Source organism: Terribacillus saccharophilus (assembly GCF_002272075.1).
Lineage (GTDB): Bacteria > Bacillota > Bacilli > Bacillales > Amphibacillaceae > Terribacillus > Terribacillus saccharophilus_A.
This window is the reverse complement of the sequence record NZ_NPBJ01000029.1, coordinates 124051-145228: the sequence shown is the minus strand read 5'-3', so window position 1 is coordinate 145228 and position 21178 is coordinate 124051. Positions and strand designations below refer to the sequence as shown.

Below are 21178 nucleotides of genomic sequence, written 5' to 3'. Positions count from 1 at the left end.
TCTTCGAAACTCATAAATATACATCAATAACAAAAGAAAGGTGAGCAGCTGCTCACCCCTCCAGTTTAGCAGCCTGCTCTTCTGTCCACTGTCTATTCGTTTCCAGCAAGGCTTCTATATCATCTACTTGCTCTTGAACCCGAACTCTCGCCGTACCACCAGGGATATTCCTGGCTGCAACGACCGTCTCCGGCGCAAGTGCTTCGTAGATATCTTCTTCTATCAGATTAGAAAACTGCTGAAGCTCTTCAAGTCCAAGATCCAGCAAATATTTCCCCTGCTCGATACTATACAGCACTGTCTGCCCGACAACAGCATGCGATTCCCGAAACGCCATCCCTTTTGCTACAAGATAGTCAGCTAAATCTGTTGCATTCGAGAAATCATTCCGAACAGCTTGATACATATTATCCTGCTTCACATGCATCGTCTCGATCATCGGTGCGAAAAGACCAAGTGCACCCTTCAATGTATCAACCGTATCGAACATGCCTTCTTTGTCTTCCTGCATATCTTTATTGTAAGCAAGAGGCAATCCTTTCAGAGTTGTCAGCATCCCCATCAAATGTCCGAAGACACGGCCGGATTTACCGCGGACAAGCTCCGCTACATCAGGGTTCTTCTTCTGCGGCATCATGCTGCTGCCTGTAGAAAATGCATCATCCAATTCTATGAAGTTGAACTCTGCGCTAGACCATTGAACCAATTCCTCCGAAAGCCGTGAAAGGTGCATGCTGATCAGACTCGCAGCAGACAGGAACTCCACTACGAAATCACGGTCACTTACACTGTCCAGGCTATTTTCGGTGATAGCATCAAAATGCAGCTGCTCTGCTACGAAATGCCGATCAATCGGGAAAGTCGTACCAGCTAAGGCACCTGCTCCAAGCGGCATTTTGTTCACACGCTTCCAGCTATCCTGAAGCCGCTCCACATCACGCTGCAGCATATATGCATATGCCATAAGATGATGGCCGAACAGCACCGGCTGAGCCCGCTGCAAGTGCGTATAGCCAGGAAGAATTGTATCCAGATGCTGTTTTGCCTGTTCTGTCAGCGCTGTCTGAACAGCACCAAGCAGCCCGATAATTTCTACAATTGCTTCCCGTAAATACAGACGCATATCCAATGCTACCTGGTCATTACGGCTTCTGCCAGTATGCAGCTTCCCCCCTACAGGACCGATTTGCTCAATCAATAATCGTTCCACATTCATATGAATGTCTTCATCTGCCTGCGAGAGCGTTGCCTCTCCTGCCTGGATTTTGTTCAGAACATGCTTTAATCCATCAGCAATAGTTTCTGCTTCATCTTGTTCGATGATGCCGCATTTGCCGAGCATTGCTACATGCGCCAGGCTGCCTTGAACATCGTATTTAGCAAGTTTCTGATCAAAGCCGATGGAGGAAGTGTAGGCGTCTACTAATTCATTGGTCGGCTTCGTGAATCTTCCTCCCCAGAGCTTCATTGTTTCACAGCTTCTTTTTTATCAATTTTAAGCAGCGATGGGGCCTCCGTTTGTACTGTCAGCTTGCGGGCAACTTCTGCCTGAACCTTTGTTGGCAGACCCCAAAGCTGGATGAAACCGAGTGCTGCATCATGATCGAATTTATCTTCTGGTTTGTATGTTGCCAGATCAAAGCTGTATAGAGATTCAGCAGATTCTCTGCCGACAACAAGTGCATGTCCTTTGTACAGCTTCACTTTGACATTACCGGAGACTGTCTGCTGCGTTTCCTCAATGAATGCTTGCAGCGCTTTTGTTAGTGGAGAATACCATAGACCATCATAAATTGTCTGTGCAAGTTTTTGCTCCACAATCGGTTTGAATTGAGAAATTTCACGTGTCATCGTCAAAGCTTCCAATTCCTGATGCGCCGCAATAAGCGTTACTGCTGCCGGGCATTCATAGATTTCACGAGATTTGATTCCTACCAATCTATTTTCCACATGATCAATACGTCCGACACCATGCTTACCTGCAACTTCGTTCAATTTCAGGATCAGTGCATCCAATGGATAAGCTTCTCCATCAAGCGCGACTGGTTTTCCTTTTTCGAATGTAATTGTCACGATCTGCGCTTCATCTGGTGCATTTTCCGGATCAACTGTCAGTCCAAAAGCATCACTTGGCGGCTGCTCCCATGGATCTTCTAAAATACCGCACTCATTGGAACGTCCCCATAGATTCTGATCGACACTGTATGGGCTCTCTTTCCCAACTGGAACCGGTATACCGTGCTTTTCCGCATATTCAATCTCTTCATCACGGCTCATTGCCCATTCACGGACAGGAGCAACAATTTTCAAATCCGGGTCCAACGCTGTGAAGCTCACGTCAAAACGTACTTGATCATTTCCTTTACCAGTACAGCCATGTGCTACTGCCACAGCTCCTTCTTCTTTTGCAATATCTACTAGTACCTTCGCGATCAAAGGACGGCTAAGTGCAGAAACTAGCGGATACTTCCCTTCATAAAGCAGATTCGCTTTCAAAGCTGGAAGCACATATTCCTCTGCATATGCAGCTTTTGCGTCCACTGTATAAGATTTAATAGCTCCAACTTGAAGTGCCTTCTCCTGAACGAAATCCAAGTCCTTGCCTTCACCGACATCCAAACCAACTGCGATGACATCATAATTATATTTATCCTGCAGCCATTTGATTGCTACAGAAGTATCTAAACCACCAGAGTATGCGAGTACGATTTTATCTTTTGCCATTATGAATCTCCCTCTCCGTGCTGAATGATCGATTTATTTATGTGAATTATTATGCATTATTATTAATATAAATTCAAGCATTTTTTATTAATTTAACGACTTGGTATACTATTAATCTAAAGAATAGAAGGTGCCTGCCCACTTTTAGGCATAAAAAAAGACGAGTCTAAAAACTCGTCTTTTCGTTTATACACCGCGTTTATTTCCCCATACAAGTGTATGAAGCTGCGGCAGGACACGCACATGATTCAGCTCATTGGAAGCTGATACCTGGTCAATCAGCCATTCATACTTAGACAGCAATGCATCCTTCAATGCTGCATCATCCAAAGTAGCTGTATCATGATTACCGACTTGTACATAAAAACTCACATCTGGATAACGTTTATGAACATTCGTTGCATAACGCAAGTCTTCTTCGTCGAATATAACAACCTTCAGGCTCACATGCATTAGGCGCCCTGCTTCTCTCAGATTGTTAATTATCTCATCAAGACGATGAAAATCGGTCTTCATCAACGAGCTTGGCGGTTTAGGAGATATAGTGAGATCGTCTATTTCCAGGAACCACGGCTGATACCGGCTTCCCTGAGTCTCCAAAGCTACTTTCACTTCTTTCTTTTTCAGAAGCTCTGTGAACTCTCCTAGATTCTTAAGTAATGCAGGGTTTCCTCCAGAAATAGTCACGTGACGGAAACGATCTCCGCCTACTTCCTCCAATTGATTCCATATCTCTTCGGCAGTCAATTGCTTAATGTCATCCTTGGCTGATCCATCCCATGTAAAGGCGGAATCACACCAGCTGCAGCTATAGTCGCAGCCTGCTGTACGTACGAACATCGTCTTTTGTCCGACAACCATGCCTTCTCCTTGTACGGTAGGACCGAATACTTCTAAAACCGGAAATTTACTTGCCATTCTCTGTTCCTCGCTTTGGTCGATATACGCAATAGCTGGTCGGCGTCTCACGCAAGAAGACTTGCAGGCACTTCGGCTGATGAGGCAGCTGATCCAGCTCTTGTTGAATCAATTCATATATTTTACGTGCCATCACTTCTGTCGTCGGAAAATCGTCTTCCCCGAATACGTCTGCATGGTCATTTAATAAGGTGTGGTCAAATTTCTTATGAATCAATGCTTTGATTGTGGAGAAATTGAATAAAAATCCACTATCATCCAATTCATCCCCGGCAATCGTAACATTGGCAAAATACGTATGGCCATGCACTTGCTGACATTTACCGGCATCCGGATGCTGGATACTGTGTGCTGCAGCGAAATGCAGATCCTTATTCAATTCATAGCTATAGTCATGCTGCACTTGCGGATAAATTTGCTGTATCATACTTGTGCCGCCTTTTTCGCTTCATATTGATCAAGTCCGTTTTGGCGCAGCTTACAAGCCGGGCACTCTCCGCAGCCTTCGGCAACGATGCCGTTGTAGCAAGTAAGTGTTTTTTCTTTTACATAATTAAGCTGACCTAGCTGATCTGCCAATTCCCATGTTTCTGCTTTATCCAGCCACATAAGCGGTGTATGGATGACAAAATCTTTATCCATTGATAGATTGAGAGATACATTCAATGATTTCACAAAGATATCCCGGCAATCTGGATAGCCACTGAAGTCTGTTTCACAAACACCAGTCACAAGATGCTTCGCACCTACTTGATGCGCCAAGATCGCTGCAAAGGATAGAAATACTAGATTACGCCCCGGTACGAATGTGGACGGCAGTTCCCCTTCTTGCTGTTCAATTTCGATATCGTCTCGGGTCAATGCGTTTGGTGCAAGTTGATTCAATAAAGACATATCCAATACGTGATGTCTGATGCCTTGTTCTTTCGCTATTTGTTCGGCTACCTCGATTTCCAAACTGTGGCGCTGATTATAGTTGAACGTAACAGCTTCCACTTCTTCAAACTGCTCCATTGCCCAAAACAAACAAGTTGTACTATCTTGGCCGCCGCTGAATACGACGATGGCTTTACCCTTCTTCATTACGTTTCTCCTTTTTTCCAGACAATCCAATAAAAAAGCCTCTCCCAATAGGAAGAGGCTGCCAATTATCCATAAAAAAATAAAAAAGACTATACCCAAGGATATAGTTCCTTAGTTTTTTATAGAGGGTTGTGCTAGAACCTCTCCCAGGATGGCCTGGATTTTTTATTCTATTCTGTAGTTCATTGTATCACAGTTAGGTACAAATGCATATGGGAAAAGGATGGTATATTACATAGAACTGCTCCAGTACGTCGCTGCGGCGGAATTCTTCGCTTTCCGCGGGCACGGCCTCAGCCTCCTCGCGGTAAAACCGCCGCTGTGGGGTCTTCGGACTCGCGCTGTTCCCGCTGGAGTCTCCGCATTCCACCTACGCTAGTGTAGATTCTTCATTTTAAGTTTAACGATAAATATTTATTGCGAGCAAAAGTTATAAACCACATTACAAAGAGAAATTTAATTCCTCTTAATCCTGCGCAATTAAATCTTATTATTTCATTTTCACGTGCCTTAAACTCAATTTTTTTACTTCTGCACCAATCAATCTCTAGGTGAATTGTGTGTTTACCAGGAGCAATAGAGAAATTAAAGGTATCTCTAGGACCGATAGTTCCAACTTTTTTGCCGTCTATTATCACATTATAATTCCTTAACATATCCGTTAGACTCCGCTCTCGCTTGATTTCAATCATGCTATTACACCTTTCAAATATCGTGACATTACTCTTAATAAAATCTCTAAATTACAATATTATCTTAAAATTCCACATTATACTAGATATTCATCGATATGTTAACTCGAGAAGTAAAATTACTAACCACTTGCTGCAATAATCTTCTTGAAACAGTAATTTTAGAATAAAAAAAGAAATCCAGACTACGAGAATTCTACATAAGATTCTTCATAGTCTGGATTTTCCTGTATTAAAACACTAAATTACTACGCTTACTGTTGCTGAAAAGCAGCGTTGCTAAGTTCGTTATCTCGTTTATGACGTTCAATTGCCAGCTGAATCAGGCGGTCAATCAGATCAGGGTAGGAAATACCAGTGATGTCCCAAAGCTTCGGATACATACTGATTTTCGTGAAGCCTGGTAGTGTGTTTACTTCGTTTACGACAAATTCGCCTTCTTCTGTCAGGAAGAAGTCAACACGTGCAAGCCCTTCGACATCGAGTGTCTGGAATACTTCGACTGCCAGCTTTCTTGCTTGTTCTGTAACAGACTCGGAAAGTTGTGCTGGTATTGCCAGCTCTGCTCCTGATTCGTCGATGTACTTGGATTCATAAGAATAAAATTCTGTTTTCGGCAGAATTTCTCCCGGTAAGGAAGCGATCGGCTCTTCATTGCCAAGTACAGCCACTTCGATTTCACGGCCGACAATTGCTTCCTCGACAAGAACCTTCGTATCATAGCGGAAAGCTTCTTCCAAGCCTTTGTAGAACTCATCTTCTGTCTTCGCTTTGCTTACGCCGACAGAGGATCCTTGGTTTGCAGGCTTGATGAAGACTGTGGTGCCCAACACTTTTGCTACCTCTTCATAACGGATAGATCCAAGCTGGCGTTTTTTGAATGTGAAGCCATTCGCTACTCGAATGCCCGCTTCCTTCAGTAAACGCTTTGCAACATCTTTATCCATGCATACAGCTGAACTTAGTACATTCGGGCCTACATATGGGAGATTAGCGATACGCAGCATTCCTTGCATGCTGCCATCCTCACCAAGTGTACCGTGGAGGATACTGAAAATAACATCCACTTGATCAAGGACAGCACCTTGACTTGGATTGACGAGCTGTTTCTCCTTCAAACCAGGTACAACAGCGATTCCTTGCTCGGAAGGCTTCAGTTCGATATTTTTTGGATCATGTGCGTTCAGCAGGTAGTCTGCCTTATCATTCAGCTGCCATTTTCCTTCTTTATCGATTCCGATTAGGACAACATCATATTTATTTTTATCAATTGCATCGGCAATATTTTTTGCAGATTGTAAGGACACTTCATGCTCCGCGGATTTTCCGCCGAAGACGATTCCTACTTTTGTTTTACCCACCTGTAACCATTCCTTTCTGACGTGAGACCATTGCTTTCATTTTATCACAAACGCGTACGGCTGCCTCCTATGTCCATAAGAAAAAATTGCGTTTCACATGGAGCACATTCGGTAACTATATACATTAACAACAGAGACAGGAGGATGGGAATGGGCTATTACGATCATTTTGATGCCTCGACTGATTTTCGTAAACATCCAGAAAAGTACCGCGTCGGCCGCGGTGAGCAAGGTGTGCTGATGGTCGAGCCTTATAAAAGTGAAATCCTTCCCCATTGGCGCTTCAAGACACCAGAAATTGCTAAGGTATCCTGCCAGAAAATTTCGGAGATGTTTGAGGAATACCGTAAGCAAGACGATTTCGTCGGAATGGATATGGCCAGGAAGTACATCCAGATGGGCTATACCCGTGCTCGCCGCTACGCTAATTATAAAGGCGGCAAAAAATATAAGGATGCAGACAAGACAGAAAGGCATGACCGCCAAATTGATGAAGAAAAAGCAGCTTCTGCACAGATTTTCAAAAAAAGATGGGACGAAATAAGAGAAGATGAAGATTATCTTTCCCGTAAGAAAGCGCATCAGAAACAATACGGATAGCCATGACATAAAGATTCTAGTATGCTTTTAAAGACTAACTTTTGGAGGCACAGCTAGAATGAAAGGAATCACACATCTATTAATCGGAGCTGGCACAGGTTTCGCCAGTGCCACCGCCTTGAATGCAGAAGGCGCTGTGACGGTCACAATGACTTGTACGGCAGCTGTCGCAGCTCTTGTACCAGATTTGGATACAGGCGGAATCCTCTCTAACCGAATTACTTTTTCTCACAAAGCCATCCGCAATATTACAATTTTTATCGGATTATTGCTCATTCTATATAGTATGTGGAATTTATTCGGCCAAGATCGTTATATCGGGTTAGCGATTGGAGCAGGAATTATGGTTCTCTCCCGCGTAATCAATAAGAAGTTCATGCTGCTGATTACAGGCATCGCTGTTCTGCTGACCGGATTGTACACGGGGCATACATGGGTTGTCATGAGCGGATGTTATATCGGAATTGCATCTTTCCTTGCCCACCGGTCATACACTCACTCCTTGATCGGACTGATCTATTTCTACATATTGATGACATTCTTTGAACAAGAGACCGCTCTATTCGGCACCCAGCTTGCCGGCACAGCCGGTTATGCAAGCCACCTGCTCGCTGACAGCAGAATATTCCCAGTGAATAAGAAAGGAGTCAAACTGCTCCTTCCTATAATCAAAAAAGATTTCTAAAGGAGACGATTGCATGAATCCATTGCACACAGCAGAACTGGCAGAAAAAATAAAAGCGAAAGATACCGTTCATCTTCTTGACATCCGGCAAGAAGCGGATGTTCATGACTGGTCAATTACAGCCGATAGCGTTAAAAGATATGATATTCCGTTTGCCGCTATCAAAGCAGACCCAAATAAGGCCCGTAAAGAACTGCCAGAACAAGATCCTGTCTATGTCATGTGCTATCGGGGCAAATCAGCTCAGACAGCCGTCTCCCTCTTACAAGCAGCCGGAATGGATAATATCGTTCATGTCGTTGGCGGCATGCAAGCTTGGGGAGAAACACTCAGTCCCCGTAAAGTCGGCGATCTCACATATGGCGGGGAGATTTATCAATTCATGCGTATTGGGAAAGGCTGCCTATCCTACATGGTCGTCTCCAATGGAGAAGCAGCTGTAGTAGATCCGGCAAGGTTCACCGAAGCCTATTCAACCTTCGCTAAAGAAAACGGATGGACGATCAAACATGTACTTGATACCCATCTTCACGCGGACCATTTGTCCGGCGGACGGAGACTGGCAGAAGAAACAGGAGCGACATATTGGTTCCCTGCTGATGATGGAAAAGAAGCGACATTCACCTTTTCTCCTTTACAAGACGGTATGACGATTCCATTCGGAAAAACGGAAGAAGGCATGCGCAGCATTGCCTCACCAGGTCATACAGAAGGAAGCATCAGTTTTGTCGTTGATGACACTTTCCTGCTGTCTGGAGATACGCTCTTTACCGAATCAATCGGCCGCCCAGATTTAGCCGGTCAAGCAGAACAATGGGTAAAGGATCTGCACAACACTTTATATGAAAAGTTTCCATTATTGTCGTTGGACTTGATTGTCCTTCCTTCCCATTTTTCCGAGCTGTCAGAGATCGAAACGGACGGTACAGTTCAAGCTCGCATGGAAGATTTATACAGAAAAAATCCCCGATTGCAGCTGCAGGATGTGAGCCAATTTGCTTCCTCCGTTTTGGATAGCATTCCTTCCCAGCAGCCGAATAGCTACCAGCTGATTCGGGAAGCCAATCAAGGAAAAGCCACCATTGATAGCACAGACGAAGCCGATATAGAATCCGGCCCAAATCGCTGCGCAGTGACAAGCTGACAGACAAAAGAGCCAGTCCCATATAGGACTGGCTCTTTCTTATGCTTTTGAAAAGATACCGAGCTTTTCGATTCGTTTTGCCGCTTCCAGCAATCTTTCCTCCGTATCCAATAAACCTGCGCGAACATATCCTTCTCCATATTCGCCAAAACCATTCCCCGGAGCAACTGCCACATGCGCCTTTTCCAGCAGCAAATCAGCGAATTCCTCAGAAGTAAATCCGTGCGGAACTGGCAGCCAAACGAAGAAAGTACCTTTTGGTTCGGGTACATCCCAACCGATAGCACGTAAATGGCCGATGAAAGCATCTCTTCTGCTTTCATACGTGCGGACGAGTTCTTCCACGCATTTCTGATCCGTTGTCAGAGCGTAAGCAGCCGCCTCTTGCATGCCGCCAAACAAACTTACATAAATATGATCCTGGATTAAATTGATGCTTTCAATCACAGAGGCATTACCAACTGCAAAAGCGATGCGCCAGCCGGCCATATTATACGTTTTGGATAAGGTGTACATTTCAATGCCAACTTCTTTGCTGCCTTCGGATTGCAGGAAGCTTTGTGGTTTTTCACCGTCAAAGCCGAGTGCACCATAAGCGAAATCATGCAGCACACAGATTTTATGTTTCTTTGCCAGTTCCACTGTTTTATCGAAGAACTTCTGATCCGCTGTTGCAGCAGTGGGATTGTTTGGATAGTTCAAGAACATCAGCTTTGCTTCTTCCAGATCACGAGCAGGAATAGCATCATAATCAGGCAGAAATTCATTTTCAGCGGTTAATGGCATGAACGATGTTCGTGCTTGCGCAAGTTCGATACCGGACATATAATCCGGATACCCCGGGTCCGGAAGCAGTGCCAAATCACCAGGATTCAGCAGACATTGGCTGATTTCCACCAAACCTGTTTTAGAGCCGAACATGATGGCCACTTCTGTTGCGGGATCCAATTTTACACCGTATTCCCGATCATAAAAGTCGCAAACTGCCTGCTTAAGAAAATCAAAGCCTCTGAATGGTGAATATTTATGATAAGCCGGATTATCGGAAGCTTCCTTCAGTTTCTCTACGATATGCTGCGGCGTCGGCAAATCAGGGTTTCCCTGTCCGAGCTTGATGATATCGTGCCCCTCTTTCTCCAGCAGACCTACCTTATGTACTAAGCCGGCAAAAAACTGTTCCGGCAGTCGTTTCAATGCATCCGAAAACGGAAAATCCATCTTACTCACTCTCCTGTTGTTTCACTCTTATTATTCTGACTATTACCAATCTTGACAGTGTTGGAAATAGAATGCGATAATGAACAAATCATACATGAATCACACACTCTTATCAAGAGAAGGCGGAGGGAATTGGCCCTATGAAGCCCGGCAACCGGTGCATTTGCACACGGTGCTAAATCCAACAGCGAGACGCTGAGGGATAAGGGGACTAGACACACGCCTTTCCCTCTTCCATATTCGTCTGGAAGAGTTTTTTTATGTAAAAAATCAATGAGGTGACAACATGACCATCAACATAAAAGGCGCTCCGAATTATTACGTCTGTGAGGATAATATACTGGAAAGTCTTCCAGCAAGGCTTTCGGAATTGAATTGGACAAATGGTTTGCTTATTCACGGAGATGCTTCCTGGAAAGCGGCTTCCCCATTCTTGGATCCGATTGATTTGCCAGTAAAACGAGTCGCTTATAACGGCCAGTGCACACATGCAGAAGCAGCTAGATTAGCAAGCATCGCAACAGACGAAGCTGCTCAGTTCATAATCGGTGTCGGCGGCGGAAAAGTGTTAGATACTGCCAAAGCTGCTGCCAATGATGCAGGGCTGCCAGTCATCCTAATTCCGACAATCGTTTCTAACTGCTCCCCATGGGCTTCACTCAGCGTTTTTTATGATGAAGCAGGTAATTTCGTCGAATATACTGTATTCCCACGCAGTGCATTTATGCTGCTTGTCGAGCCGAAACTTTTGCTCACAACACCTGTACCTTATCTGATTGCTGGAATCGGTGATACATTGGCCAAATGGTACGAAGCAGATGCACTTACCGAAAATATGACGGATCAGCCGCTTGCTGTTCAGATATCCCGCAACGCAGCCAAGTTATGCCGGGATATCCTGGTTGCCGAAGGAGATGCAGCTATTTGTTCTTTACAAAGTGAACGTACTGACAGTGCATTTACCCGGGTTGCAGAAACTATCATTATGGCTGGCGGTATGGTAGGCGGTTTCGGTGATGAATACGGCCGAATTGCTGGTGCACATTCCATTCACAATGGACTGACAAGACTTGCAGAAACACATGAGCAGCTGCACGGAAATAAAGTAGCTTACGGCATTCTTGTTCAGCTTGCATTGGAAGAGAAGTTTGACGATATTCGCACTTTGCTTCCAATTTATCAAAAACTCGGATTACCAACAGTACTTAAAGAACTTGGCGTAAAAGAGGATTTGGACAAAGCGATGAAAATTGCTGCAGACGGCGCTGTCGCACCAGGTGAATCCATTCATTTCATGCATGTTTCCGATTCAGATCAAGTCGTGGACGCCATGCGAAGTGTCGAGACATTCGTTGCGGCGAATAAGGGAGTGACACAATGAAACTTGCCTTAATTCAGCATGATATCGTTTTTGGTGATCCGGAAGCCAATTACAGAACAGTGGAAGCATTAGTTAATGAGGCACAGGAAAATGCCGATGTCCTCGTGCTGCCGGAGCTTTGGACAACTGGCTACGACCTGTCTAGGCTTGAAAGCATAAGTGATGCAGAGGGAGAAACAACGAAGCGATTCATCAGCAGATTGGCTAAAACACACCAAAAATATATCGTCGCTGGTTCCATTGCCAAGCAGACCGAAACTGGTGTCTATAACACGATGCTTGTCTTCGGACCAGCTGGTGAGCTGCTACATGAATATGATAAAGCGCACTTATTCCGGTTGATGGATGAAGAGAAGTTTCTGACCCAAGGCGACAAATCTGCTTCCTTTTCCATTGGAAATAAGCGAGCAGCTGGTGTCATCTGTTACGACATCCGTTTTCCCGAATTCATCCGCACGCATATGATTCACGATCAGCAAGTGCTCTTCGTTGTTGCCGAGTGGCCGAAAGCGCGACTGGATCACTGGCGTGCGCTTTTGCTCAGCCGGGCAATCGAAAACCAATGCTATGTAGTTGCTTGTAATCGGGCTGGAAGCGATCCTGCCAATGAATTCGCCGGGCATAGCATGATCATCGGGCCATGGGGCGAGGTCATTGCTGAAGCTGGCGAGGAAGCTACCATTCTGTATGGTGAAGCAGTCCTTGACCAAGTGGATGACGTTCGCAGCCGCATCCCCGTGTTTCAGGACAGACGTCCGTCCATCTATGATGTAACATGATATTTTGACAATGTTATGACAAGTTCTCCCGATGAGTGGTAAATAGGGGCAAGCTTGCTTATACTATTTATAAATAGTTTTTGGGAGGGCTTTCATGCAAGCGACATTGAAATGGTTCCGTATCATCGGATTTCTCGAGGGGACTTCCTTGCTTTTGTTATTGTTCTTGGCAATGCCTTTGAAATATATGATGGATATACCGATCTTCGTCACCTACATAGGTGCCATCCATGGCGGTTTGTTCGTCCTGTATGTCATTTGGACTGGCTATACGACCTTGAAAGTTGGCTGGGGAATGAAATGGGCCATCTTAGCCCTGCTCGCATCCGTCATTCCATTCGGTTATTATATTTTAGATATGCGATTGCAGAAAACAGAATACGCATAAGAAAAAGCGAGCAGCGATGCTCGCTTTTTTTATACGAAAGCTGCTATAAAGAACCATACAATCATGATTAATTGAATTACAATCTTTGCTATCGATCCGCCAAGGAAACCTAGAAGTGAGCCAATTGAAGAATAGATAGCTTCCTTCGGTGTTCTTCTTTGGATAAGTTCTGTTATAAGCACAGCAACAAACGGCACGATAATGATACCAAAAGGCGGGATGATGAAGGAACCAACAATTACACCGATTGCTGCAATTCGTTCTCCCCACTTACTGCCGCCGAATTTTTTAACAAAATAACTGTTCGCGATAATATCCGAGATAATCAGAATCACCGTCAGGATAACCATCGCAATCCAGAAGAATACAGACAAATCTCCATCACTGAGCATGAACTGGAAAACTAGGAATCCAATCCAAAGCATAAGCGGAGAGGGAATGACCGGATAAACAATTCCCGCGAAACTAGCGATGAATGCCACCGCAATAATGATCCAAGCAATTATATCTAATGCCACAACCAATCCTCCATATCTTACCTTGATAGTACGTATTATGACATATGAAACAGCAAAAGGAAATTAAAGACTGAGCTTCTCGAAGAATGATGTGTTATGGCGCACACTTGGGTGATCCGGGTTATAGAACACAGCTTTTTCATGAGCTGATTTTGCCTCGTCAAGCAGTCCGATCCGGGAATAGCAAAGCGTCAGCTGCAAATACGGATACCAAGTCGTATAAGCAGGTACACTGAAGCCCGGCAGCTCCTTCCCTTCATAATCCAAGGCCTGCTCATACCAATATGCAGCTGCATCATAATTCCGATCCTCTGTCAGTAAGTCACCGATTAAACAGCAGAATTCCGGTCGCGGCCGGTCATAACGGAAGGAACGGAACAGGTGCATGCGATACCCTTCTATATCTCCTTCTGCTTTGCAGCAATCTGCCAGATATTGGCATGCCCGGATATTGTCCTCCACCCAGCCCTTTTCTGATTGAAGAAGCTCCATATAGTAAGACTTGGCAAGTTCGAACTTCCCGTGATCCTTCAGCTCATTTGCATAATAAAACATATCGCGTGGTGTCAGTTCCTTGCCAGAAGCGACAAAGGACTCATAAATCCTCATATTGCGGTCTGAAATCGTATGGGTTTTTTCGCTTTTACGGTGTGTGACAGCTATTTCCGATGCCACGATATTTCCGCCGAATTCTAAGTATTCATGGACGGCACCATGCCAGCGAAAATTCTTGCTGCGCTTTACTATTCGATTGCGCCTATATAGGTATAGCGGCCGGCCCTCACCATCCAAGCTTGTATGATAATACATCGACACGACATCCACTTCATCAGTCAAGCCACTCCATAAATCACGAAAAGCATCCTGATCCTTTGGCAGCAGCACATCATCAGCATCGAGCCACATGATGTATTCGCCCGTCGCCTTACTGAAGCTGTAATTTCGGGCAGCGGAAAAATCATTTATCCATTCAAAATCAAAAATACGCGTAGTGTACTGTGCTGCGATTTCCTTTGTCCGGTCAGTGGAGCCTGTGTCCACAATGATGATTTCATCTACCAGATTCTGGACGCTATCCAAACAGCCAGCCAGCACTTCTTCTTCATCTTTAACAATCATACACAAACTGATGGAACGCATAAGTCACCTCGGCATACATGATATCCTCACTATATGCGAAGCCTTTTGAAGAATTGCAGATGCGTTTTATCTCGTAACCTTCCAAACCCACCAAACCAGTACCGGCTGTGCAAGGAGCCTAGCATAAAGAAGTGCTTGGTCGGTCTCCTCAAAGCCTGGCGCAGGTATATCGTAGACGGCACTGTATATATTTGCCGGAAAAATAGCAATCAGGTAGATGACAGTGATAATAGCCGTTAATTTCCTGGTAGCAGGCACCAATAATCCGATAGCTAGGAGAAACTCTGCTATACCGGTCAGATAAATCAACGTATAGCGCAGAGGTACGTACGCTGGCAGCATGGCCGCGAAGCCATCATCTAATACAAAGTGCAAAATACCAGCAACAACAAACATCAGACTAAATACATATAAGCCTACTTTTCTCACCTAAGCCGCTCCCTCTTTTTTCTTATGTAATACCCTGATCTCCTTCCCGGAAACTCCCCTCTCTGATTTCCCACTCTGGATAAACGACAGTTTCTAGCGGCAGTTCTGCTGATACTTGCCAATTGATTGCTTGCATGACCAAAGGTGAACTGTTCGAAATGGTTAAATTATTAATAGAAACCCATTCAGCTCCCAACGCATCCTGTCCTGCAAACTGCTCTGGAATCTGCAATTCTCCAGTTGCCTCTGCTATATAAAAAACTGTTGTATGGTGTACATGGGTAAAATCCTTCCACCGCCACGGAAGCTTAAAATCGACAACACCAATTTGCTTCTTAACTGCTGCAGTTAAACCTGTTTCTTCCTTCACTTCACGAATGACAGCCTCCAGTAAACCCTCCCCGCTTTCCAGACTTCCGCCTGGCAAATCATAGCGATTGATATATGGGCCGCTTCCTTTATGTATGACAAGCAGTTTACCTTTTTTATGTATAACAGCATAAACACCGAATGCACGATGATAATTATTCATTCCATCACTCCGTTCGATTTTTATTGAATTTAATATTCTAATAATATAGAATTATTTATGAGGTGATAAATATGCAAATAATTCAGACGGGTTTTAAAGCAAAGCATGATTATACCATTCGTTTTGAAACATCGTTACTATGGGAAGCAGCTTTAGGAATTGCCGCAGTAACGAATGCTTCACTTGCTGGAACACTCGAGCATGTAGAAAAGATGTGGGATGATCCCGAAAATGGCTTTTCGGAAGAGCTTCAGTTCGAACTGCAAGAAATTCATCAATCCAACACCTGGAAGACGCTGCTTCAGCTGCTGCACCACTCAAATGCTGCAACCTTGGATGAGTGGACAGCTGAGGTCTTCAACATGCCGGAACAGACATTACGGGAACAAAGCTTTCCCTACATTGGAAGCTCATTCGAAAAACATCGAATTAAGGCTGCTAAGGGGAATGAAAGCGCATTGGCCACTCTGCAAAAGGTTACTGCAGATAACCCTTTCTTCCCAGATTATATCGCTTTTATTGCCAACGCAGATATCTCTTCCCTGAAGGAACACTTGATCTCCGTTATGACAAAATGGTTTAAGGAAGTGATCAGACCGCAGGAAGGGATTTTGCAGGATATGCTGGAACGAGATGTATCGAATAGAGAACAAAAGCTGGATGCAATGGATAAACTGACCTTTATTCGTTGGGTTACAAACAGTACAAGCTACAAACCCGATGATGCTATAAATACAATATTGTTTATTCCCCATTTCCACTACAGACCGTGGACCATCAGTGCAGATCTGCCTGGTACGAAGGTTTTTTATTATCCAATTCACGCTAATAGCATCGATCCAGAAAACAGATATAATCCGGATACGATGCTTGTAAGAAAGTATAAAGCATTGGGTGATGCAACCAGACTTAACTTGCTAAAACGTTTGTTGGAAGGTGAACAAACGCTCCAGCAATTAACAGAGCAGCTTCCAGTTGCGAAATCAACACTGCACCATCATTTGAAGATGCTCAAATCAGCCGGACTTATCGGGTCAGATAAACAGGCTTATTACGCAAATAAAGATAGTATCACTTCCCTAGATCATGATCTACAGTCATTTTTGGAAGAGTGATCACATGATTGTGCAGAAGATCACGCTAACCCATCCGCTATCACGCCTGATGATGAGTACTACAATAGCTTCCATGGCCGGGCAGGTTTACAGCATCCTGCTCCCGCTACTGGTGCTTGAAGTAACCTCTTCCACTGTTGCCGTTACGATTGCTATAGCTGCAGAGCGGGCAACGATGCTGCTGCAGCCTCTTATCGGTCCTTTTCTCGACCGTGCAAACTGGAAGTATGTACTGCTATTTGCTGACTTTGCCCGATTTCTCTGTTTTTTGCTGCTAAGTATATTCGCTGTAAACGGTCAGATAAGTCTCCTGCTTATCTGTATCATATCCATGTGTATCGGATTCGCTGGTCAATTCTATCAGGGTGCTCAGTTTACTGCCATTCCACATCTAGTTGCCGATCGACAGCTTCATTTCGCTAACAGTCTGGAAAGTGCTATATTTCAGCTTACCATCGTGATTGGTCCGAGCATAGGCGGTATTTTTCTACTATTCTTTAGCATCCATTACAGCTTAATAGCAGTATGTGGACTTTCCTTACTCGCCGTGTGGTTAGTGCTCCTGCTCCCATACGAGCAACAAACAACCAGCTCCAGAACTTTCTCCATATCCCAATACATACACGAGCTGAGGGAAGGATTCTCTTTCATTTATCAACAGAAAGAAATTTGGTACACCAATCTTATATCACTAATCTCCAACTTCGGAATACAATTTCTCATTGTTTTACTGGTCATCTATGTAAACCAACTCACAAAAGATCCTTTGCTGCTTGGCATTGTATTATCTTCTGGCGGAATCGGAGCCATTCTAGGTACATCTCTGGGTTTCTTTGCCGATCGGTTCTCTACATACAAACAGATATTATTCGCTGCTAAAGTGATTGGCGGTTTATCCATCATCTGTGTCGGGCTGACGGATACTATCTGGCTGGCGGCTTGCTTCAATATGATTGGAACAGCAGCTGCAGGTGCCGTTAACCCGATCATCAAAACAATTCGACAACGCTACACACCACGGCATTTACTAGGTCGAGTCCAATCTACATCCCGCTTCATTACGTTTACCTTACTTCCAGTTGCTTCTGTTTGCGCCGGTTTCTTATCAGAGTGGATCGGCATCGGGGGAACAATTTTAATTGGAGGATGTGTTGCTAGCATCTCTGGTCTGCTTGTATATAAATTGCCTCAGAAACTATAAAAAGAAGGCTCCTCATATTATAGGAGCCTTCTTCATTCATTTCTTTGTATTATTGAACACGAGGGAAACCGAAACCGGAGGCATAATCATCACCTCTAGCAGCACCATAGCCGCCAAGAATATCGTTACCACGAGCACGGGTCTGCAATGTCTGTCTCACTTGGGAGCTGCTCAAGCCAGTGTTTTCTGACCAAATCTTAGCTGCCAAACCAGAGATATGCGGTGTAGCCATAGATGTACCAGTCAGTGACGCATATGTGTTCCCTGGATAAGTGGATAGGATAGCTGATCCTGGAGCTGATACTTCCACATCACCTTGCTGCACAACATAATCACCATCTGTACGACTGTAGCCTCGGGAAGAAGAATCGGCAACTCGGTATGTACCGTTTTGCTGACGGTTTTCCAAGTTTGCTACTGCAACAGCTTCTGGCAGTGCAGCAGGATATCCGATTGAACCTTCATAAGGGCCGGAGTTACCCGTAGCTGCGATGACTAATGCACCTCTGTTATTTGCATAACGAACTGCACTAGAGATGAGAGAATCCTGTCCCCCACCAAGAGACATTGAAATGACGACTTTCTCTTCACGGTTTGCTCCATCATCAGCAGCTTTCCGGATACCGTTTGCGATGTCATCGGAATAGCCTCGCCCATCATCACCGAGTACTTTATAAGCCCAAAGATCTGCTTCCGGTGCTACACCAAAGATACCCGAACCATTTCCGCCATTGGCAAGTGCAGAACCAGAGACGTGGGTACCATGTCCATCACGATCGACACAAGTGCCATTCACTTGTCCACTGGATGCTTGGGTAAAGTCAACACACTGCTCTACATTTGCAGCAAGGTCAGGGTGGTTAACAGACGTGCCAGTATCTAGAACAGCGATGTTGATATTATTTCCGCCGCTTGTTCTAGTTATGGATGAGTTATTATAAATTGCATGAATTCCCCACGGTGTACGGTCAGATACAGCTTGTGTCGATACATCCCGTTTTTCAGACACTTCCTGCTTCGTATATACACTTACTTCGGTTACTTCCAGGGCTTTGTCAGCTTTTAGCTCCTCGAGCTCTTTTTCAGATACCTCAGTTGTAAAGCCTTCATTACCGAAGCTGTTGCGGACGCCATGCTCTTCCTTGACCTCGTCGGTTGCTTGAGTGGAAAACACACCGTCCTTCTGCTTAACGAGAACGCGGACTTCCTCATTCTTTGCCGTTTCATCAGGTGCGGCACCAGCTTGTAACGGCTGGAATACAGATAACCCTATCATTGCAACAGCAGCGACACTTACCAGTTTTCTTTTCATTCAATCACCTCGCTAGATTTTATAGTCACTGAAGTGGAGTCCGACTCTCTGCCCTTCTAGACTCTCAGAAACTATTACAGTAAATCTAGCATAGACTATCCTGGAAATGTATTGGGAAAACAGACGACAGCAATACACAAAAAAAGACATCATTCCAATTTCTATTTCCTTTTTCCAGCAGAATGTTTGCCTAATAGAAACTTTCTGTGATTAAAGGTGGAATAATGCCGTTCTGTGAATCTATTAAAATTGTAAACTAGTCATTATGGCAGTGTACAAAAGTGCCGAAGCAACGAATGCGGCCGCCAATGCGAAGCTTGCTGCAGCTCTTTTTTTGAAAAGATAAACGATACTTGCCAAAAACAAGCCAAATCCGATAAAGCAAACTACCCCAAGCACTCCCCAGTGCCAGGTTGCGACACTTTCAGCTGTCACACTAGGAAAGATGCTGCCGAAAATCAAGGCAGATCCCTCATTGCTTAAGGTCGCTGGAATATCAGCTGGTGTAGCAGAAGTGCCGAGTATCGCAGTGCAAATAAATATAATCGCTAGCAGGATCGCTTCGGCCCGGATCCAGTTAAGCGGACGAAACGCAGGTTCACGATGAGCTTTTCTTGCCAAAAAGCCGTTAATGACAGCAAATACAAGTACAGGTATGAACACGATATGCTTCACGAACAACATTTGACCATACGTCAGCATCAAAGCATTTCCATAGTTTCGAATATCCATAGCAAACAGCATGACCATTATGCCACTAGCTATGACTAACATGACAAGCACTATAGCGAATGGTGTAAACCATTTTAGGAAACTTTCCCAACTGAATTGTTCTGAAGTATAGAAACATACTTGAATCAGTACACCAACCCAGAAAACAGCAGCACCTAAATGGACGAAATGGGCAAAAGCACCGATCAACCCACCTTCCACTGCTGAATGGCTGCCATACGCACTAAGAAATAGCATACCTAGGAATAAAATTAGCGTGAGAAGCGGAAATTTGTTGAAATAAAGCAACAACCAAACACAGATAGCCAGGAGAAAGATACCGACCCAGACTCTTCCAGCTGTAAATTGGAATAATACTTGGCCTAGTGCCTGCCCATATCCATTCTGTGCGCCAATTATAGAAACGAGATTAATAACAGGACCGCTCGTGACAAGTGCAGCAGAAGCTGCAGCAGCTAATACGTCACTTCGCGGTGTCCGGATTGCTGCTTCTTCCTTGCGTACAAAACTGAAAACAAGATGACCGGCGAGAAAAGAAAAAGCGATATACGACAGCAATTCCAACAATGGAACGAGAATCACGGCGAGTTAATCCTTTTTACGATAAGTGAAGAACAAAACAGCGGCACAAAGTAAAGCGATGATTACCAATCCCGTCACTATGAAACCTGTATCGGAACCTTCCTCTTCTTCATGTGATTCTTCTGCTGCTTTTTGATCCTGTTCATTCACTTGTTTATTTTGTTCACTTTTGACTGCCGATCCCTGTTCGCTATCGCTTTCCTCGGAGGTCAGACCTTCTGCTGTAAAGGAGACTGTGTTACCGACTTCGTGTCCATCTGCTGAAATTACTTTATAGCTTAATTCATAATCCCCATCAATCATTTCCTGAGCTAATGGAACAGTAACAGTCGTTCCATCAACAGCTGCAGAGTCAGTGGCGAGTGCTTGTCCATCTACTGTCACTTTCGTCTCTACTGCATCCTCCACATCCGAATTGAATGTGAGAGTGAAAGCATCCATGCTCTCTGTGACCGTATCACCTTGTCCTGGATTCGATGCCGTCAGTACTGCATGGGCGGACACAGCCTGCGGCAGCATATATAAGAACAATGCCAGCAAGACCAACATTGGCTTCTTCATATTTACCACTCCAATTTTTAAATGTCCCTTTCATCGTATAAGAGAATAGAGATAGCGTATAGAACGAATTGTGACCAAATCCT

23 protein-coding genes and 2 riboswitches are annotated in these 21178 nt (G+C 44.5%); of the genes, 8 read left to right on the top strand and 15 right to left on the bottom strand.

What is annotated here, in order from left to right; translation table 11 throughout:
• Positions 1 to 52: 52 nt before the first annotated feature.
• From argH to ddlA, 7 genes are all read right to left on the bottom strand, one after another.
• The gene (argH, locus tag CHH48_RS15585) at positions 53 to 1468 is read right to left on the bottom strand and encodes an argininosuccinate lyase (protein ID WP_095220077.1); all 1416 of its coding nucleotides are present in this window, start codon (positions 1466 to 1468) and stop codon (positions 53 to 55) included.
• Positions 1465 to 2724: an argininosuccinate synthase gene (locus CHH48_RS15580; RefSeq protein ID WP_095220076.1), complete on the bottom strand. Its 1260-nt coding sequence runs from the start codon at positions 2722 to 2724 to the stop codon at positions 1465 to 1467. Before CHH48_RS15580 ends, argH begins: the two co-directional genes overlap by 4 nt.
• Positions 2725 to 2910: 186 nt before the next feature.
• Entirely contained in the window at positions 2911 to 3642 is a 732-nt protein-coding gene (gene queE, locus CHH48_RS15575) for a 7-carboxy-7-deazaguanine synthase QueE (RefSeq protein ID WP_095220075.1), read from the bottom strand.
• Positions 3632 to 4069, bottom strand: coding sequence for a 6-carboxytetrahydropterin synthase QueD (gene queD / locus CHH48_RS15570; RefSeq protein ID WP_095220074.1), 438 nt, complete (start codon positions 4067 to 4069; stop codon positions 3632 to 3634). Before queD ends, queE begins: the two co-directional genes overlap by 11 nt.
• Complete coding sequence (gene queC / locus CHH48_RS15565; protein WP_095220073.1) at positions 4066 to 4725, bottom strand: 7-cyano-7-deazaguanine synthase QueC; 660 nt, start codon at positions 4723 to 4725, stop codon at positions 4066 to 4068. Before queC ends, queD begins: the two co-directional genes overlap by 4 nt.
• A 105-nt stretch (positions 4726 to 4830) precedes the next feature.
• A riboswitch (PreQ1 riboswitch) is annotated at positions 4831 to 4875 on the bottom strand.
• Between the two features lie 239 nt (positions 4876 to 5114).
• Positions 5115 to 5417, bottom strand: a complete 303-nt coding sequence (locus tag CHH48_RS15560) for a hypothetical protein (protein ID WP_095220072.1) — start codon at positions 5415 to 5417, stop codon at positions 5115 to 5117.
• Between the two features lie 254 nt (positions 5418 to 5671).
• Positions 5672 to 6778 (bottom strand): D-alanine--D-alanine ligase, encoded by a 1107-nt coding sequence (gene ddlA / locus CHH48_RS15555; protein WP_095220071.1) that lies wholly within the window; start codon positions 6776 to 6778, stop codon positions 5672 to 5674.
• A gap of 144 nt (positions 6779 to 6922) precedes the next feature.
• Between ddlA and CHH48_RS15550 the strand changes: the two genes are divergently transcribed.
• The 3 genes from CHH48_RS15550 to CHH48_RS15540 are packed head-to-tail and all read left to right on the top strand — an operon-like array spanning position 6923 to position 9207.
• Positions 6923 to 7378 carry a DUF4385 domain-containing protein gene (locus CHH48_RS15550; RefSeq protein WP_371809655.1) on the top strand — a complete coding sequence of 152 codons (456 nt, stop codon included), beginning with the start codon at positions 6923 to 6925 and terminating at the stop codon, positions 7376 to 7378.
• Between the two features lie 58 nt (positions 7379 to 7436).
• A complete protein-coding gene (locus tag CHH48_RS15545) occupies positions 7437 to 8063 on the top strand; it encodes a metal-dependent hydrolase (protein ID WP_095220069.1) in 627 nt (208 codons plus the stop codon).
• A gap of 13 nt (positions 8064 to 8076) precedes the next feature.
• Positions 8077 to 9207: an MBL fold metallo-hydrolase gene (locus CHH48_RS15540; protein WP_095220068.1), complete on the top strand. Its 1131-nt coding sequence runs from the start codon at positions 8077 to 8079 to the stop codon at positions 9205 to 9207.
• 39 nt (positions 9208 to 9246) lie between these two features.
• Here CHH48_RS15540 and CHH48_RS15535 read toward each other — a convergent pair whose 3' ends face one another.
• Positions 9247 to 10425, bottom strand: coding sequence for a pyridoxal phosphate-dependent aminotransferase (locus tag CHH48_RS15535; protein WP_095220067.1), 1179 nt, complete (start codon positions 10423 to 10425; stop codon positions 9247 to 9249).
• 106 nt (positions 10426 to 10531) lie between these two features.
• Positions 10532 to 10634: riboswitch (SAM riboswitch) on the top strand.
• A gap of 77 nt (positions 10635 to 10711) precedes the next feature.
• On the opposite strand from CHH48_RS15535, the gene CHH48_RS15530 reads away from it, so the two are divergent.
• The 3 genes from CHH48_RS15530 to CHH48_RS15520 all read left to right on the top strand — a co-directional run bounded on the left by CHH48_RS15530 (position 10712) and on the right by CHH48_RS15520 (position 12973).
• The gene (locus tag CHH48_RS15530) at positions 10712 to 11806 is read left to right on the top strand and encodes an iron-containing alcohol dehydrogenase family protein (RefSeq protein ID WP_095220066.1); all 1095 of its coding nucleotides are present in this window, start codon (positions 10712 to 10714) and stop codon (positions 11804 to 11806) included.
• Positions 11803 to 12585: a carbon-nitrogen family hydrolase gene (locus CHH48_RS15525; RefSeq protein WP_095220065.1), complete on the top strand. Its 783-nt coding sequence runs from the start codon at positions 11803 to 11805 to the stop codon at positions 12583 to 12585. The genes CHH48_RS15530 and CHH48_RS15525 overlap by 4 nt, the downstream gene beginning before the upstream one ends.
• 94 nt (positions 12586 to 12679) lie before the next feature.
• The gene (locus tag CHH48_RS15520) at positions 12680 to 12973 is read left to right on the top strand and encodes a DUF3817 domain-containing protein (protein ID WP_095220064.1); all 294 of its coding nucleotides are present in this window, start codon (positions 12680 to 12682) and stop codon (positions 12971 to 12973) included.
• A gap of 29 nt (positions 12974 to 13002) precedes the next feature.
• Here CHH48_RS15520 and CHH48_RS15515 read toward each other — a convergent pair whose 3' ends face one another.
• The 4 genes from CHH48_RS15515 to CHH48_RS15500 all read right to left on the bottom strand — a co-directional run bounded on the left by CHH48_RS15515 (position 13003) and on the right by CHH48_RS15500 (position 15592).
• Complete coding sequence (locus CHH48_RS15515) at positions 13003 to 13491, bottom strand: DUF456 domain-containing protein (protein ID WP_245840401.1); 489 nt, start codon at positions 13489 to 13491, stop codon at positions 13003 to 13005.
• A 63-nt stretch (positions 13492 to 13554) separates the two neighbouring features.
• Complete coding sequence (locus CHH48_RS15510; protein ID WP_095220062.1) at positions 13555 to 14631, bottom strand: tetratricopeptide repeat-containing glycosyltransferase family 2 protein; 1077 nt, start codon at positions 14629 to 14631, stop codon at positions 13555 to 13557.
• A gap of 66 nt (positions 14632 to 14697) precedes the next feature.
• Positions 14698 to 15060, bottom strand: a complete 363-nt coding sequence (locus CHH48_RS15505; protein WP_245840400.1) for a DoxX family protein — start codon at positions 15058 to 15060, stop codon at positions 14698 to 14700.
• A gap of 22 nt (positions 15061 to 15082) precedes the next feature.
• Positions 15083 to 15592 (bottom strand): NUDIX hydrolase, encoded by a 510-nt coding sequence (locus CHH48_RS15500; protein ID WP_095220061.1) that lies wholly within the window; start codon positions 15590 to 15592, stop codon positions 15083 to 15085.
• A 71-nt stretch (positions 15593 to 15663) separates the two neighbouring features.
• Here CHH48_RS15500 and CHH48_RS15495 point away from each other — a divergent pair, with 71 nt between their 5' ends.
• Positions 15664 to 16707, top strand: a complete 1044-nt coding sequence (locus tag CHH48_RS15495) for an ArsR/SmtB family transcription factor (RefSeq protein WP_095220060.1) — start codon at positions 15664 to 15666, stop codon at positions 16705 to 16707.
• Positions 16708 to 16711: 4 nt separating this feature from the next.
• Positions 16712 to 17908 carry an MFS transporter gene (locus tag CHH48_RS15490; RefSeq protein WP_176466471.1) on the top strand — a complete coding sequence of 399 codons (1197 nt, stop codon included), beginning with the start codon at positions 16712 to 16714 and terminating at the stop codon, positions 17906 to 17908.
• A gap of 49 nt (positions 17909 to 17957) precedes the next feature.
• Here the strand turns inward: CHH48_RS15490 and CHH48_RS15485 are convergent, their stop codons facing one another.
• From CHH48_RS15485 to CHH48_RS15475, 3 genes are all read right to left on the bottom strand, one after another.
• A complete protein-coding gene (locus CHH48_RS15485; protein ID WP_095220058.1) occupies positions 17958 to 19220 on the bottom strand; it encodes a S8 family peptidase in 1263 nt (420 codons plus the stop codon).
• 243 nt (positions 19221 to 19463) lie between these two features.
• Entirely contained in the window at positions 19464 to 20534 is a 1071-nt protein-coding gene (locus CHH48_RS15480; RefSeq protein ID WP_095220057.1) for a copper resistance D family protein, read from the bottom strand.
• A 6-nt stretch (positions 20535 to 20540) separates the two neighbouring features.
• On the bottom strand, positions 20541 to 21095 hold the full coding sequence (locus tag CHH48_RS15475) for a copper resistance CopC family protein (RefSeq protein WP_095220056.1): 555 nt from the start codon (positions 21093 to 21095) through the stop codon (positions 20541 to 20543).
• Positions 21096 to 21178 lie beyond the last annotated feature (83 nt).

Coding starts and splice junctions, on each gene's coding strand:
- argH (WP_095220077.1), bottom strand. CDS start 1,468: ATGAAGCTCTGGGGAGGAAGATTCACGAAGCCGACCAATGAATTAGTA.
- CHH48_RS15580 (WP_095220076.1), bottom strand. CDS start 2,724: ATGGCAAAAGATAAAATCGTACTCGCATACTCTGGTGGTTTAGATACT.
- queE (WP_095220075.1), bottom strand. CDS start 3,642: ATGGCAAGTAAATTTCCGGTTTTAGAAGTATTCGGTCCTACCGTACAA.
- queD (WP_095220074.1), bottom strand. CDS start 4,069: ATGATACAGCAAATTTATCCGCAAGTGCAGCATGACTATAGCTATGAA.
- queC (WP_095220073.1), bottom strand. CDS start 4,725: ATGAAGAAGGGTAAAGCCATCGTCGTATTCAGCGGCGGCCAAGATAGT.
- CHH48_RS15560 (WP_095220072.1), bottom strand. CDS start 5,417: ATGATTGAAATCAAGCGAGAGCGGAGTCTAACGGATATGTTAAGGAAT.
- CHH48_RS15550 (WP_371809655.1), top strand. CDS start 6,923: ATGGGAATGGGCTATTACGATCATTTTGATGCCTCGACTGATTTTCGT.
- CHH48_RS15545 (WP_095220069.1), top strand. CDS start 7,437: ATGAAAGGAATCACACATCTATTAATCGGAGCTGGCACAGGTTTCGCC.
- CHH48_RS15540 (WP_095220068.1), top strand. CDS start 8,077: ATGAATCCATTGCACACAGCAGAACTGGCAGAAAAAATAAAAGCGAAA.
- CHH48_RS15535 (WP_095220067.1), bottom strand. CDS start 10,425: ATGGATTTTCCGTTTTCGGATGCATTGAAACGACTGCCGGAACAGTTT.
- CHH48_RS15530 (WP_095220066.1), top strand. CDS start 10,712: ATGACCATCAACATAAAAGGCGCTCCGAATTATTACGTCTGTGAGGAT.
- CHH48_RS15525 (WP_095220065.1), top strand. CDS start 11,803: ATGAAACTTGCCTTAATTCAGCATGATATCGTTTTTGGTGATCCGGAA.
- CHH48_RS15520 (WP_095220064.1), top strand. CDS start 12,680: ATGCAAGCGACATTGAAATGGTTCCGTATCATCGGATTTCTCGAGGGG.
- CHH48_RS15510 (WP_095220062.1), bottom strand. CDS start 14,631: ATGCGTTCCATCAGTTTGTGTATGATTGTTAAAGATGAAGAAGAAGTG.
- CHH48_RS15500 (WP_095220061.1), bottom strand. CDS start 15,592: ATGAATAATTATCATCGTGCATTCGGTGTTTATGCTGTTATACATAAA.
- CHH48_RS15495 (WP_095220060.1), top strand. CDS start 15,664: ATGCAAATAATTCAGACGGGTTTTAAAGCAAAGCATGATTATACCATT.
- CHH48_RS15490 (WP_176466471.1), top strand. CDS start 16,712: ATGATTGTGCAGAAGATCACGCTAACCCATCCGCTATCACGCCTGATG.
- CHH48_RS15485 (WP_095220058.1), bottom strand. CDS start 19,220: ATGAAAAGAAAACTGGTAAGTGTCGCTGCTGTTGCAATGATAGGGTTA.
- CHH48_RS15475 (WP_095220056.1), bottom strand. CDS start 21,095: ATGAAGAAGCCAATGTTGGTCTTGCTGGCATTGTTCTTATATATGCTG.